General features: G+C 71.6%; 7 protein-coding genes. 3 read left to right on the top strand and 4 right to left on the bottom strand.

The features are described from left to right. Positions 1–63 precede the first annotated feature (63 nt). Positions 64–1,092 (bottom strand): thaumatin family protein, encoded by a 1,029-nt coding sequence (locus AOQ37_RS34960; protein ID WP_234437109.1) that lies wholly within the window; start codon positions 1,090–1,092, stop codon positions 64–66. Positions 1,093–1,282: 190 nt separating this feature from the next. Here AOQ37_RS34960 and AOQ37_RS34955 point away from each other — a divergent pair, with 190 nt between their 5' ends. Further along, positions 1,283–3,175 (top strand): sigma-70 family RNA polymerase sigma factor, encoded by a 1,893-nt coding sequence (locus AOQ37_RS34955; protein ID WP_062650667.1) that lies wholly within the window; start codon positions 1,283–1,285, stop codon positions 3,173–3,175. Positions 3,176–3,354: 179 nt separating this feature from the next. Here the strand turns inward: AOQ37_RS34955 and AOQ37_RS34950 are convergent, their stop codons facing one another. Next, positions 3,355–5,703, bottom strand: a complete 2,349-nt coding sequence (locus AOQ37_RS34950) for a M4 family metallopeptidase (protein ID WP_078890516.1) — start codon at positions 5,701–5,703, stop codon at positions 3,355–3,357. A 719-nt stretch (positions 5,704–6,422) separates the two neighbouring features. On the opposite strand from AOQ37_RS34950, the gene AOQ37_RS34945 reads away from it, so the two are divergent. Beyond that, entirely contained in the window at positions 6,423–10,190 is a 3,768-nt protein-coding gene (locus AOQ37_RS34945) for a S8 family serine peptidase (RefSeq protein ID WP_062650665.1), read from the top strand. A 290-nt stretch (positions 10,191–10,480) separates the two neighbouring features. Here AOQ37_RS34945 and AOQ37_RS34940 read toward each other — a convergent pair whose 3' ends face one another. Both AOQ37_RS34940 and AOQ37_RS34935 read right to left on the bottom strand, forming a co-directional pair. Continuing rightward, positions 10,481–10,891: a RidA family protein gene (locus tag AOQ37_RS34940; RefSeq protein WP_062650664.1), complete on the bottom strand. Its 411-nt coding sequence runs from the start codon at positions 10,889–10,891 to the stop codon at positions 10,481–10,483. Positions 10,892–11,475: 584 nt separating this feature from the next. After that, the gene (locus AOQ37_RS34935; RefSeq protein WP_062650662.1) at positions 11,476–13,236 is read right to left on the bottom strand and encodes a S8 family peptidase; all 1,761 of its coding nucleotides are present in this window, start codon (positions 13,234–13,236) and stop codon (positions 11,476–11,478) included. 828 nt (positions 13,237–14,064) lie between these two features. Between AOQ37_RS34935 and AOQ37_RS34930 the strand changes: the two genes are divergently transcribed. Continuing rightward, positions 14,065–14,718, top strand: coding sequence for a carbonic anhydrase (locus tag AOQ37_RS34930; RefSeq protein ID WP_062650659.1), 654 nt, complete (start codon positions 14,065–14,067; stop codon positions 14,716–14,718). The last annotated feature ends 69 nt before the right edge of the window (positions 14,719–14,787 follow it).

Raw genomic sequence — 14,787 nt, 5'->3', positions numbered from 1 at the left:
AACGCCCGCGTGCGCCGCAGCTCCTGCTGCCTGTCGGTGTTGTGGGCTTCGTGTGCCGGACTGTTAGGTTCCGTTCGTCGTGCCGAAGGTCACCCGGTAGTAGCAGGCTCCCTGGCAGGGCATGGTCGCCCCGTCGTCGAAGGCGTAGGAGTAGGCGTAGGACGCGGCTCGCTTGAAGACCTGGGTGTAGTCGACCGGCCACTTGGACGGCACGCAGTTGTCGCGGCCCGCCCAGGCGCCACGGCAGCAGTACGTATCGCCGCCGAACGCCGCGCACGGCGGTTCGCAGCCGATCTCCCGGCCGCCCTCGAGGGCCTGCATCGCCTTGGGGCAGTCGACCTGCGAGGTGCAGACGCCCTTGTAGCAGCCCGCGGAGCTGACCGGGTCGGTGGTCGTGGTGTGGGAGATATTGATCCACATGGGCAGGTTGAAGCCGTCGACCATGCTGACGTCGTAGAAGTCCATGCCGGCGTACGCGTCGAAGGAGAACTCGCCGAGGGTGGTGGGCGGTTTGCCGCCACCGCATACGCTGGTGCAGTCGCCGGTCGCGCAGTGGCCCGCGGCCGTGCCGGTGCAGCCGGTACGGCCCCAGATACGGCCGCCCCAGTCGTTCGCCACGGTCAGCGAGAGGCTCTGGCCGGGGGCGAGCTTGCGGCCCGCCGGGTAGACGGGGGTGTCGGTGACGATGGCCCAGACCGTCTCGTGGGTCTTGTTGACGACGGTGATCAGGCGTTCGCCCGCGGGTGCGGTGGCCGGCTGCCGGGCCTCGGCCGGCGTGTCCGTCGCGGTGGCCGTCGGCTTCGGGATGCTCTTCGGTGACGCCTCGGGCTCGGCAAGAGCGCTGGGCGAGGCGCTGCGGCCCGGGGAGGTCGCCGGGGTGGACGGTGTCGGTGTGCCGGCCGGGCGGGCCGCGGCCGTCTGACGGTCCGCCGTTTGACGGTCCGCCGTGCCCACGGCGCCGGTTCCGGACGACGGTGTCCATGTGCCGTAGGTGATCAGCGCGGTGACGGCCATCGCGACGGCGGCCGCGCCGGCGTACCACCGGCGGCGGCGCGGTGGTCTCGCGCCGTGTCTCCTGCGTCCTCGTGCCATCCTTGTGCCTTTCTCGGGCGGTACCAGACGTGTCCCTGCCTTTCGGTGACCTGGTCGACGAGGGCTGTACAACATGAATCGCGGAGCCGAACAGATGTCGATGTCGGCTCGCCTGTTTTTCTGTTGTCCTCGTGTGCGTCGCAGGGTCTCCGTTCCGACAGCCCGACCCCGCACGGAGGAACAGACCCATATGCCCAAGATCCACCGGAGTGGACCCGGCCCCGGCGCGGTGACGGCCGCCCGCGCGGGTGACCGAGCGGCACTGGAGCACCTGGTGACCCAGTGCCTGCCGCTGGTCTACAACATCGTCGGCCGGGCCCTGAAAGGTCACGCCGATGTCGACGACGTCGTACAGGAGACGCTGTTGCGCATGGTGCGGGGGCTGCCGAAGCTGCGGGATCCGTCGGCGTTCCGGTCGTGGCTGGTCGCGATCACGATCCGGCAGGTACGAAACCGGGAGCAGTCGCGGGCCGCGGACCGGGACCGCAGGGCGCACCTGGACGACGCGGAGGCGATCACCGATCCCGCCCTGGACTTCGCCGGGCTGACCATCCTGCGGCTGGGGCTGACCGAGCAGCGCCGTGAGGTCGCCGAGGCCACACGCTGGCTCGACCCGGACGACCAGGAGCTGCTGTCCCTGTGGTGGCTGGAGGAGACCGGCGAACTGGAGCGCGCCGAACTCGCCGGTGCGCTGGGGCTGTCCGACCGGCATGCCGCGGTGCGGGTGCAGCGCATGAAGAAGCAGATGGAGATCTCGCGGTGTGTGGTGCGGGCACTGGCGGCCGACCCGCGCTGTGCGGAGCTGGACGAGATCGCCTTGCCCTGGGACGGCACACCGGGTCCCCTGTGGCGTAAGCGGTTCGGCCGTCACATACGTGGCTGTGGGGTGTGCGAGGGCCTGGAGCAGGGGCTGCTGCCGATGGACCGGCTGCTGAGCGGCCTTCCGCTGGTGGCCGTGCCGCCCGGTTTCGATCCGGCGCGGGTGCTCGCCATGGCCGCCGGGGGTTCCGGCACCGTAACCGGGGAGTCCGCTTCGGGCGGTGCTCGTCGCCGGCGGCACGGGCGTCCCGGCAGGCGGGTGGTGAGCAAGCGCGTGGTCGTGGGTGGCTCGGCGGTGGTAGCGGCCGTCGCGGCGGCCACGCTGGTCGCCGGCCGGCTGACGGCGGGCCCGGCCGCCCCGGTGGCGGAGACGGCCGCGCCACCGACGCCGGTGGCGATCACGTCCGCCGGCCCGAGTCCCGGTTCCAGTCCCAGCCGTACGCGGTCCCCTTCCCCTTCGGCGTCCCCGGAGCGGACGGTGAAGCCGAGCGTCCCGCAGCGCACGGTGGCACCCGTGCAGGTCGTCTCCGGCGCCAAGAAGGGCGTCGGCGTGTGGACGTTCGGCGGGGTCAGCCAGGCGCTCGCCGCGAGCGGGGCGAGCTGGTACTACACCTGGAACACGCAGCACCAGGGCGTGACGACCCCGGGGTCGGCCTCCTTCGTGCCGATGATCTGGGGGGCCTCGTCGGTGACCGACGCTTCGCTGGCGCAGGCACGCGCGCAGGGGCCGTACCTCCTCGGGTTCAACGAGCCCGACATGGCGCAGCAGTCGAACATGACTGCCGATCAGGCGCTGGAGCTGTGGCCCCGGCTGATGGCGGCGGGCAAGGTGCTGGGCAGCCCGGCGGTGGCGTACGGCGCGGACACGGCCGGCGGCTGGCTGGACCGGTTCATGTCCGGGGCGAAGGAGAAGGGGTACCGGGTCGACTTCATCACGCTGCACTGGTACGGCGGCGACTTCCGCACCCCGCAGGCCGTGCAGCAGCTGACGTCGTACCTCTCATCGGTCTACGAGCGCTACCACAAGCCGATCTGGCTCACCGAGTACGCGCTGATCGACTTCTCCCAGGGGACCCGCTTCCCGTCCGCGCAGCAGCAGGCCGACTTCGTCACCGCGTCCACCAAGGCGCTGGACGCGCTGCCGTACGTGCAGCGGTACGCGTGGTTCGGGCTGGGCGCGGACCCGGCGAAGCCGAACAGCGGGCTCTTCACGAACGGTTCGACGGCCACAGCGGCGGGCCGGGCCTTCCAGGCCGCGCGCTGAAGGGAGGGGACTGGGGACGGCGGGTGATCACCGGCCCCAGCCCCTCCGGGTCCCCGGCTGAGGCGCTGCACTGCTGTGCGTGAAGCGGAGCACCCCATCCCCGCCTCGTCGTCCGCGGGGCCAGGGCGTACGGCCTGCGGCTTTCGGCCGCGCACAGGGTCCGGACAAAGGACGCGGCGTCAGAAGGTCATGGACCAGCGGTCCAGGTAGCCAGGGTCGACGGTGAAGATCCCCGGGGTGTTGTCGGTGACGCGCAGCTTCCACACGCCGTCTGCGGGCAGTGCGGAGGCGTCGACCGTGAACGTGGCGTGCAGCTCGGTGCCGGTGTCCCAGACGAAGTCCTTGACGAGGATCACGGTGCCGTCCTCGGCGACGAGCTCGACGATCTGGCCGCCGATGAAGTCGTGGACCAGGTCGACGGTGATCTTGAGGTCCGAGGGCGCCTCACCGGCGCGGCCGGTGACGCGCAGCGGTGACTCGATCGTCCTCCAGTTGGGGATGTCATAGCGGTCGGGGTTGACGAAGTGGTCGCCGCCGGAGGCCAGGACGGTCCACGTGTAGGACAGGTCGAGCCGCTCCGCCGCCGAGTTGGTGAGGGTGACGGTGACCGTGAAGGTGCCGGCGCGGGTGGGCGTGCCGGTGATGCGGCCGTCGGCCGCCCCGAGGGCCAGGCCGTCGGGCAGTCCGGTGGCCGCGTAGGTGAGCGCGCCGGGCCGGGTGGACGTGGCGGTGATCTGCCGGCTGACCGGCTGGCCGACGGCCGCGTCGCGGGTGGAGGGGGCCTCGGCAGCGATGTGGTTGACGTAGCGGGGACCGACGTTGACCGCCGCCCACGCGTCGGCGACCGTCTCGTAGGCATCACTGGTGGTGCCGAACAGGTCGGCGGCCGCTTGCAGGGTGGCGGTGCGAGCGCCGGCGTAGTCGGTGGTGCTCGTCATGTAGCGGGTCAGCGCCCGGTACCAGACGTTGGTGGCGTTCGCCAGGCCCAGGGCGGCGACCGGCCTGCCGTCGTAGGTGGGGCTGTCGTAGGTCACTCCCTTGACGGTCGTGCGGCCGCTGCCCTCGGCCAGCAGGTAGAAGAAGTGGTTGGCCGGACCGGAGCTGAAGTGCGGGTCCAGCTTCTTCGTCCCGGCGGTCCAGTAGTCCTGTGACGTTCCCTTTGCGGAGGCGTCCTTGGAGGGCTGGTCCATGTAGCGCAGGGGCCTGCCGGTGCCGCGGACGTCCGCGAGCTCCCCGATGAGGAAGTCGGGTGTGTCCTGGGCGTTGTCCGCGAAGAACTCCACCGCGGTGCCCATGATGTCGCTGGTGGCCTCGTTGAGCCCGCCGGATTCGCCGGTATAGATCAGACCGGCCGTGGCGGAGGTGACGCCGTGGGTCATCTCGTGTGCGGCGATGTCCAGTTCGGTCAGCGGGTGCCGGCCGTCCAGGCCGTCGCCGTACGTCATGCAGAAGCACAGGTCGTCCCAGAACGCGTTGGCGTAGCTGGTGCCGTAGTGCACGTTGGTGACGGCTCCGACACCGTCGTCGGCTATGCCGTTGCGGCCGAAGCGGTCGTGGTAGAAGTCCCAGGTCCGCTGGGCTCCGTAGGCGGCGTCGACCGCCGCCGTCTGCGCCGTGGCCGCACTGCCGTCGCCCCATACGTCGTCGGTGTCCGTCACCAGTGTGCGCACGCCGCCGGTGACGTCGTAGGTGCGGTGGTTGCCGCGCTGGGGGTCGGCGAGCTGGAAGACGTCCGCGCTGCGCACCGACGCCAGGGGGACCGTGCCGCTGTACTGGCTGTGGCCCTCACCTGCGTGGATATCGTCGTAGGAGGCGAGGCGGGTGCCGGTCACGGCATCGGTGATCACATGGACGCGGCTCGGTGTGCGATCCTCGCGCACACCGGTGACAACGATGTCCCACGCGAGTCGGGAGGAGCCTTCCGCCGCCCAGACGACCTGCCGCGCCGAGGCCGACCGCTTCGAGGCCGACCGCCCGGAGGTGGGGGAGCCCTCCTCGTCGGCCGCCGCGAGCGCGGCCTTCTCGGCCGCGGCCGAGGAGACCACCGCCTTGGCCGCGGGCACCGAAAGCCTTTCCGGCGTGGTGCGCGTGACGCTCTGTTCGCCCGCGCGCTCGTGCACGATCAGGTCGGCGCCGATCACCGGGAGTCCGGCGTAGGTGCGGGAGTAGCGCGTGTGCACGGTGCCGTCGGCGTCCTTCGCGACGTCCTCGGCGACCAGCGCCTCCTCGGCGCCCATACGCAGGTCGCGGGCCGTGTCGTGAGCGGACTCGGTGGCGTGGTCGAGCAGTCGGTCACGCTGCGCGCGGGACAGGGTCACGCCGCGCGCCCCGGGTCTGGGCTCGGCGTCGATGCGCCGGGTGGCCGGTGTTCCTGAGCCGTCGTCCAGGGCCGAGGCGGGCTGGGCGGTCGGAGCGGTGATCGCGAGCACCGCTACCGCGGCGGCCAGCGCGGCCGCCGGCCGGCCGCGCCGTCGCGCGGTGCGCGCAAGAGCGGACGAACGACGCGCTCTCAGGGGCGAGTTGGACATGCGGGCAGCTCCTTTCGCCGGCTGTCTGCGGACAGCCGCGGGGAAACAGCAGGGGGTGCGAGAACGGGGGAGACCGCGGGCTGTCGGCCTGCGGCGGGAGGCGAGGTGGAAGACAAGGCGGAAGGCGGCGCGGGACGAGGCGGACGCTGCTCGGGCGCCGACAGATCGTTTCAGGGTGTCCGGGGACTGTCACCACTGCGGAGATCGATGTCCGAAAACCGGTCAACAGGTCGCCTCTGGACGGTGATCGGGAAGGGCGCTGCCACGTGTGGCTTTACGGAGCGGCAATACGCCGCTAACCAGCAAGGTTGGCCGTATCCGAGCGGCCGGGACCAGGTGCCGGTGGCCAGGCGCCGGGTGTCGGAAGCTGCGCTGTTCCCGCCGCCCGCCGCCCGCCGTCCGCCGCCCGCCGTCCGCCGCCCGCCGTCCGCCGCCCGCCGTCCGCCGCCCGCCGTCCGCCGCTCGCCGCCTCGCCGTCCGCCGCTTACCGCCTCGCCGTCCGCCGACCTGTCTCCGGGAAATCCCTCCCGATTGCATGCAAGGTCCTGTCCGGCGGATCGAATGCGGACCCCGCGCCGCCTTCCCGCCGGGTGTCTCAACTGCCCTATGTTTCGCGGCTGTTGCCAAACGGATGACAGTGCGTCCGACCCTTCCGAAGATCGTTGCCGGTGGCATAGATTCCCGTCGCCCTGTACACCCGTTCAAGTCGAGGGAATCCTTTGACGCAGCCCCCCTTCGGAAGACGGCGCCGCCTGCTCGTGGTCGCGGCCGCCCTCCTGGTCACCGCGGCGACCCCGCACGTGGCCTCCTCCGCAGACACCCCGCCGGCCGACGCGACCGGCGCCGCCCGCCCTTCTGACAACGTTGCCGCCTCTGCCGTCACCCTGGTCACCGGCGACAAGGTCACCGTCACGCCCGGCGCGGGCGACGCCCCCGGCACGATCACCGTCCAGGGACCCGACGGGGAGCCCACCGGCGCCCGCGTGCTGACCGTGGGCGGCGACACCTACGTCTATCCCGACTCCGCCCGCCCCTACCTGGCGTCCGGCGCCCTGGACGACCGGCTCTTCAACGTCTCCCGCCTCGTGGCCGACGGCTACGACGACGCCGCGCTCGGCCACCTGCCGCTCATCCTCACGTACAGCGGCGAGGAGCAGTCCGCCGCCACCTTGCGCAGACGCGCTGTCGCGATGCCCGGCGACGCCACGGCCATACGTCCCCTCACCAGCGTCAACGGGGTGGCCCTCGCCGCGGACCGAGAAGACACCGGCGCCCTGTGGAGCGCGCTCACCGGCGCCGGCGCCGGCGCACGTTCCGCCACCGTGAACACACCGGACACCGACGCGGTCTTCCACGGCGGCGTCGCCAAGGTCTGGCTCGACGGCCGGGCCGAGGCCACCCTCAGCGACTCGGTCGCGCAGATCGGCGCGCCCGAGGTCTGGTCCGGCGGCAACACCGGCGACGGCGTCGACGTGGCCGTCCTCGACACCGGTTACGACCCGGGCCACCCCGACCTGAAGGACGCGGTCGAGGACAGCGACAGCTTCGTCCCCGGCCAGGACGTCACCGACCGCAACGGCCACGGCACGCACGTCGCCTCCACCATCGCCGGCAGCGGCGCCGCCTCCGACGGCAAGGAGAAGGGCGTCGCACCCGGCGTCGACCTGCATGTCGGCAAGGTCCTCGCCAACGAGGGCTACGGCTACGACTCCTGGATCCTGGCCGGCATGGAGTGGGCAGCCCGCGACGTCCATGCCCGGGTCATCAGCATGAGCCTGGGCTCCAGTGAGAACGCCGACGGCGACACCGTGCTCGCCCGCGCCGTGAACGAGCTGAGCGCCGAGACCGGCGCTCTGTTCACCATCGCCGCGGGCAACGACGGGCCCGGGGCTCAGACGGTCCGCTCGCCCGGCACCGCCGACGCGGCCCTCACCGTCGGCGCGGTCGACTCCTCCGACGCCATCGCCGACTTCTCCAGCCGCGGCCCCCGCTACGGCGACGACGCCCTCAAGCCCGAGATCACCGCGCCCGGCGTCGGCATCCTGGCCGCCCGCTCCCAGTTCATCACCACCGGCAGCGGCTACTACACGAGCGCCAGCGGCACCTCCATGGCCACCCCGCACGTGGCCGGTGCGGCCGCGCTGGTCGCCGCCGCGCATCCCGACTGGACCGGCAGCCGCATCAAGGACGCCCTGATCAGCACCGCCGAGCCCACTCCCGGCATCAGCGCGGACGACGGCGGCAACGGCCGGGTGGACGCCGCCGCGGCGGCCACGGCCACGCTCACCGCCACCGGCAAGCTCGACGCCGGCATCCACTCGCCCGGCACCGCCAAGGGCACCGTCCGCTCCACCGCGACCTGGACCAACACCGCGGACCAGGCCGTCATCGTGGACCTCGCCGTCGACGCGCCGGGCGTCGCGGACGGCGTCTTCACCGTGTCACCCGCCCGCGTGCAGGTCCCCGCGCACGGCACCGCGACCGCCACGGTCACCACCGACCTCGACCGGGCGGGCGACCTCCAGCGCCGGACCGGACGGCTGACGGCATCCGCGGGCGGCGCCGAGGTCACCCGCACCCTGCTCGGCGTCAGCACCCGTCAGCAGCTGTTCCACGTCCGCACCGAGGTCACCGGCCGCTCCGGGGAGGCCACGGACGGCGTTCTCACCTTCTACCGCAAGGGCGACGAATACGCGGGCACCTATCTCTACGGCGGAGGCCGGTCCGACGAACTGCTGCCGCCGGGCCTCTACACCGTCTACGCCGACTTCCGGGTGAAGGGCACGCACGGCGCCGCCTCGGCCGGATACGCCCGCATGATCATTCCTGAGGTGAAGGTGACCGGCACCACCGACCTCGTCCTGGACGGCACAGACCTGAAAGAGATCAAGGAGTTCACACCGCGCAAGACCGAGAACTTCACCCGGCGCCTGGACTACTACCGCGAGTTCGAAGACGGCTCCTCGGTCACCGACAGCTCGCTGATCGGCGACGGCTACGACAGCATCTGGACGGCGCCCACGGCCGCGCCCCGCGACGGCGATCAGTACCTCACCGCCCGCTGGCGCAACCAGGAACCGCTGCTGACGGTGACCGCCGGCCGGCAGGAGTTCGACGACCTGTGGATCATGCCGGGATCGGCGAAGCTGCCCGAGGACGCTTACGACCTCGACGTGATCCACCCCGGCGACGGTCTCGCCGAGGACTACGAAGGCGTCGATGCCGCAGGCAAGGCCGCGGTGGTGCGCTGGGACTCCGACGACGAGGACACCGCGGACGACCAGATCCGGGCCGCGCAGAAAGCGGGCGTGAAACTGCTGCTGTTCGTCAACGACCTCGACGGGCGACTGCGCGAGGCCATCATCAGGTCCTCCATCGAAGTGGTGGGCCTGTCCCGCACGACGGGCGAGAAGCTCATGGCGAGCGTGGACGCGAGCGCGTCGGGCAGCGTGCCCGTGCGGGCCGTCTCCCGCCCCGACACGGACTACCTCTACGACCTGGTCCACACCTGGAAGAACCGCATCCCCGCCAACCCCGTCTACGCGCCCACGACCGGGCAACTGGCCCGGGTGGAGACGTCCTTCCACAACCCCACCGGCCGTGAGGTGTACGACAACCGCTACGACGTCCACCCCTGGACCACGTACCAGGTCGGCACCAACCGGCTGAGCACGGCCGGCGCACACCGCACCGACTGGGTCAGCACCGACCGCACCTTCTCGTGGAGAGAGGAGGGCGAACTCCAGGGCCTGTCCTACAGCGCGTCCGGACCCGTCACCTACCGGGCGGGCAGCGCCACGGACGTGGAGTGGTTCGGACCAGTGGTGCGCCCCCGCATCAACGGCGGCGTCCAGCCGCCGGTGCGCACCGGCGACCGACTGGACGTCGTCATCCCGTCCTGGAGCGACTCCGGCGGCGGCCACGTCAACCACGCCCCCTTCGGCAGTACCGACACCACCCAGGAGACCTCGCTGTACCGGGGTGACACGCTGGTCGCCGAGGGCGGCGCCGGGGTGAGCGCGAGCGTCCCGGCGAAGAAGGGAACCTACCGTCTGGTGCACCGTGCGACCTGTACCGCCACGGCCGCCTTCCCCTACTCGACCGCCACGCGCACCGAGTGGACGTTCACCTCCTCGGCGCCCGAGGACGCCGACGACAGCGAACAACTCCCGCTCGTCCAGGTGGACTACACCCTGCCGACGTCCGACGACGGCAAGGCAGCCACCGACGCCGTCCTGCTCGTCACTCCGCTCCACCTGGAAGGCGCAGCCCGTGCCGCCCTGCACACCAGCCGCGTGGAACTGTCCTACGACGACGGCGCCACCTGGACGACGGCACGCCTCAGCGGCCGAGGCGACGGCAAGGTGAGCCTGCGGCTGCACGCACCCGCCTCGGCGCAGTACCTCACACTGCGCGTCCAGGCCGGTGACAGCCGCGGCAACACCGTGACGCAGACCGTCGTACGCGCCACGGGAATCGCCGGATGACCTCGCCCTGAACGAAGCCGCACGGCCGTCCTGCACGACGGCCGTGCGGCCGGGCGCAGCCGATCTCATCGGAATGCGGACGCTTTGCGACACCGGGCAAGCACGGCGGCCGTGCCTCATGGCCGACCGGGGCGAGATCGCGCCCGGCGACCTCGGGGACCCCATGCGTACCGCCATTGCGCCACATGATGGGCGCCTTGAGAAGCTGACCGACCGAGGAGGAGATGGGGCAGGCCGTCCGCGGCGGCGGCGCTCGTCGGCTCCGCGACGAGGACGAGCTGTCCCTGCGCTCAGTCGGGCAGTGCGACGGTGAGGTCCACCTCGACCAGTTGCCCCGCGAAGCCCAGCTGCGCAACCCCCAGAAGCGTGCTGGCGGACGTGAAGGCCGGACCGAGGGCGGAAGCGATGAGCCGGTGCCAGGCCAGGCCCAGGTCCTCCCTGTCGTCACTGCGCACGTAGATCACCGACCGCACCACGTGCTGGGGATGGGCATTCACCGCCGCAAGGGCAGCAAGTGCGTTCACGACCACCTGATCGACTTGCGCATCGAGGGAGCCCGGGCCGACGAGAGAGCCGCCCTGGTCGAGGGGGCACTGCCCCGCCAGATAAGCCGTTCGGCCGGTCTCCACCACGGTGATGTGGTGGTACCCCGGCGTCTCATGCAACTGATCGGGGTTGATCCGGCTGATCTTCGCTGTCATGCCGAGAGTCTGACCAGTCTGCCCCCGACACGCACCCGAATTGCCCCACCGCGCGACCGTCCGACGCGTCGCGAGGTGAAAGAACTTCCCGATGACGATGTCAGGCCGCTTGTCAGCCCGGATGTGAGTCTTTGAACGGCAGCGAACACCAGGCACATCCCTGTGTGGCACCCCGCTCGGCCGGAGCGTCCGCCTCCGCCGCCGCGCCGCCGCGCCGCCTCCGCGCCTCCGCCTCCGCCTCCGCCGCCGCGCCTCCGCGTCCGCCTCCGGGCCGGTACGGCGCCGGCCGCTCGAACCGGCCGGTACCCCCTCAGGGCCGCAGCGCGGACACGCCCCGCCAGTTCCTCATGGAGGCGCACCGTGAGCCGGGCACCGGCCCCAGGCCGTCGTCGTGGCCCTTCCCGGACGGCCTCCCGCATGGCGGCCCCGGCCGCGGCACGTTCACCACCGCCGAGGCCCCTGCGCCCTCTGCCGCGCGGCGGTTGCAGCCCTGGCCGGCCGCAGCCCGCCTCGTCCGCGGCCGCGGACAGGGAGCTGCGGTCGGCGCACAGCGTGCCGACGCGGGGGGTTGGGCGGGCCCTGCCTCAGAAGGTCAGGTTCCAGGCGTCGATCTTGCCCGTGTCGGAGGCGGCGTTGTCGTTGACGCGCAGTTTCCAGGTGCCGTTCGCGACCTCCGCGGAGGCGTTCACGGTGTAGGTCTGGGCGATGTTGTCGGCGCTGCCGCCGGCGCGGTTGTGCAGCGTGTAGACGGTGCCGTCCGGCGCCACCAGGTCGACCTTCAGGTCACCGATGTAGGTGTGCTTGATGTCCACCCCCACCTTGAGGGTGGCCGGGGCGTTGCCGCTCACGCCGGTCACGGCGATCGGGCTCTCCGCGGTCGCGTTGTCGTTGACGGCGAAGTCCGCGAGGTTCTCGAAGTACTTGCCGGGCGGCGGGGTGGTCCCGACGGCCTTGAGGGCGTCGACCTGGCCTTCGCCGAAGAACGAGTTGCTGGCCGTCGTGCCCGTGCAGCGGCTGTCCGAGGGGCAGGCGATGTCGTTGGCCTGGGCGGCCAGCTTGGCGCGGATCTGCGCCGGGGTGATGCCCGGGTCGGCGCTGGCGATGAGTGCCGCCACGCCGACCACGTGCGGAGTGGCCATCGAGGTGCCGCTCTTGCTGCCGTAGCCGCCGCCGGGGACGGTGGAGTACACGTTGCTGCCCGGCGCCGCGACGTCGATGACGCCCTGCCCGTAGTTGGAGAACGAGGCCTTGGTGACGCCCGTGCCGTTGGCCGCGACCGTGACCACGCCCGGCAGCTCGGTCGGGATGTCGAGGCAGGCGTTGGTGATGGTGCGGGTGACCGGCGTCGAGTCGTTCGGGCTCGCGGAGTCGGTCGTCTTGTGGGCGAGGTCGTAGTTCTCGTTGCCCGCCGCGGCGATCTGGAGGGAGCCCTTGCTCTCGGCGTACTCCTGGGCGCGCTTGACGCCCTCGATGATGGCGGCCTGGTCGATGTTGTCCGGGCAGTTGAACTGCCACGGGTCCGTGTAATAGCTGTTGTTGGTGACCTTGAAGCCGTGGTCACCGGCCCAGACGAAGCCGCAGATGGTGTTCTCGGCGAAGAAGAAGGAGTGGCCCGGCTCGGCGACCCGGACCGCGGCGATTTTCACCCCGGGGGCCACGCCGACGACGCCCTTGCCGTTCTTGGCCGCGGCGACGGTGCCCGCCACGTGGGTGCCGTGCGTGTCGACGTCCCGCCAGGCGCCGGCACGGGTGTCGGGCTTGCCGTAGGCGCAGGAGACCGAGTCGGCCGCGTCGAAGTTGGGCGCCAGGTCCTGGTGCTTGTCGTCCACACCGGTGTCCAGGATGCCGACCTTGACGGAGGCGGAGCCCGGGTTCACGGCCCAGGCCTGGTCGGCCTTGATCTGGCTCATGTCGGCCCGGACCGGTTCTCCGGCCGGGGTCGAGGCCTGGGCCGGATCGGCCGGGAGCGCTGGGTTGTAGGCGTCGGCCGGGACGTCCGAGGTGCGCGTGGCGCCGACCTGCTGCACGCCGGCGACGCCGCGCATCGTGGCGGCGAACCCGCTGGACGCCGAGTGGGCGACGATCACGCCGATGGCGTCGAAGTTCGAGAAGACGGTGCCGCCGTTGGCCGCGATGGCGGAACGGACCGCCGAGCTGTCACCGGGGGCGGTGATCACGAGGTAGGCACGCGTGCCGGCCACCCAGGCCGCACTCCGGGAAGCCGGCACGGCGGCCGGGGCGTGGGCCTTGGCGGCCGTCGCGGTGGAGGGGGTGACGGGGAGCGTGCCCGCGAGGGCGCCCGGGGCGCCGAACGCGAGGACGGCGCCGAGCGTGGCCGCCAGCACCAGCGTGCGTCTGGAGCGACCGGATATGGGGGGTATCAATGCGTCCTCCGGAGACGGCCCGGCCGTGCCGAGGGCACCGACGGGCCGTACGAAACGAATGGTGGATGCAAGATGTCAGGTTCATGCTCTTGTGGGGAAGTACCTTTCCGCGCAGGGACGTCACAGGGGCGTGGCTGAAAAGAGACGGACTCCGGGCGCTGTCGGGCGCGCCGGCCCGGCCATCACCGGGGAAGGCGGGACCGCGCGGCTGCCGTCACCCCGCCGACACGTCCAGCTGCGCGCCGGAAGGCGGCGGCAGCACGACCGGACGCCGGACGTCGGACATGCGGCCCATCGACGGCGCCGCATCCCGATGGCGCCGCGTCACACCGACCGGCAACGCCAGGGCATTACGGTCGCAATGTGTACCGTCCGTCCTGCTCCCGAAAGGCGCCCGGCACGCCTCCTGGCGCTGACCGCGGTACCTGCTCGTAGGCGAGGTGGTGGCAGAACTCCGCGAGGTGGGTCGGAGCGTCGCTCGGCCGGGTTCGCGGGCTTGTGACGGCCATTTTTTTGCGCCACCTGTTCAGCGGACGCCCGTGAGCACGATCCCGTCGTCGGGGACAGCGTGATGACGCAAAGCGGACATAGTGGAGGCGAGGCTCTGCACGCTGGCCCGCTACCCGGGGGCGGCGGTCTCTACGAAGGGGATCAGCCTCGTCAGGCGCTGCGACTGCGGTTGAATCAGCAGCTGGCAGCCCGTCTGGGTATCAGTGCCAGCACCCGGACCCGCGCCTGGTGTGGCGACCCCATGCTGTGGTCGATCGGGCCCCGCCGTAGCCTGCGGTCATGACTGAGGCACCGCCCCTGACCCCGTCCGAAGCCGTCGAACTGCTGCTGGCCGGCAACGAGCGCTTTGTTGCGGGCACCCCGCAGCATCCGAACCAGGACGCCGTGCGCCGCGCCGAGACCGCACCCGGCCAGCGGCCGTTCGCGGTGCTCTTCGGCTGCTCCGACTCACGCCTTGCCGCAGAGATCATCTTCGATCGGGGCCTGGGTGACCTGTTCGTGGTCCGCACCGCAGGCCACGTGGCAGGACCCGAGGTGCTGGGCAGCATCGAGTACGGCGTGAGCGTGTTGGACTGCGCGCTCGTTGTCGTGCTGGGCCACGATTCGTGCGGCGCCGTCGCCGCCACGCGCACCGCCCTGACCGACGGCCTGGGCACCGGCATCGGATACGTACGTGACGTGATCGAACGCGTCACACCCAGCGTCCTGGCCGCCCAGGCCGCCGGACTCACCTCGGATGACGACATCATCGCCGAGCACGTACGGAACACCGTCGACCTTCTTCTGGACCGCTCCCGAATCCTCGCCGACCAGATCAGCAGTGGGCGGACCGCCGTTGTGGGCCTGTCCTACCGGCTGGCCGACGGCAGCGCCCGTCTCGTCACCACACGCGGTCTGCCAGTCGATGCGATCGTCCCCGGCTCCACCACCTGAGCAGTGCACAGCCACCACGACGAATATGGCTGGTGCGCCGATCGATTCAGGGACGGGCAGCGGTACGTA

Source organism: Streptomyces maremycinicus, from assembly GCF_001184025.1.
Taxonomy (GTDB): domain Bacteria; phylum Actinomycetota; class Actinomycetes; order Streptomycetales; family Streptomycetaceae; genus Streptomyces; species Streptomyces maremycinicus.
The sequence above is the reverse complement of the archived record's forward strand: the minus strand, read 5'-3'. Positions and strand labels throughout refer to the sequence as shown.

Excerpts from the sequence above, each read along its gene's own strand:
- AOQ37_RS34960 (WP_234437109.1), bottom strand. The coding sequence starts at position 1,092 with ATGGCACGAGGACGCAGGAGACACGGCGCGAGACCACCGCGCCGCCGC.
- AOQ37_RS34940 (WP_062650664.1), bottom strand. The coding sequence starts at position 10,891 with ATGACAGCGAAGATCAGCCGGATCAACCCCGATCAGTTGCATGAGACG.
- AOQ37_RS34950 (WP_078890516.1), bottom strand. The coding sequence starts at position 5,703 with ATGTCCAACTCGCCCCTGAGAGCGCGTCGTTCGTCCGCTCTTGCGCGC.
- AOQ37_RS34930 (WP_062650659.1), top strand. The coding sequence starts at position 14,065 with ATGACTGAGGCACCGCCCCTGACCCCGTCCGAAGCCGTCGAACTGCTG.
- AOQ37_RS34955 (WP_062650667.1), top strand. The coding sequence starts at position 1,283 with ATGCCCAAGATCCACCGGAGTGGACCCGGCCCCGGCGCGGTGACGGCC.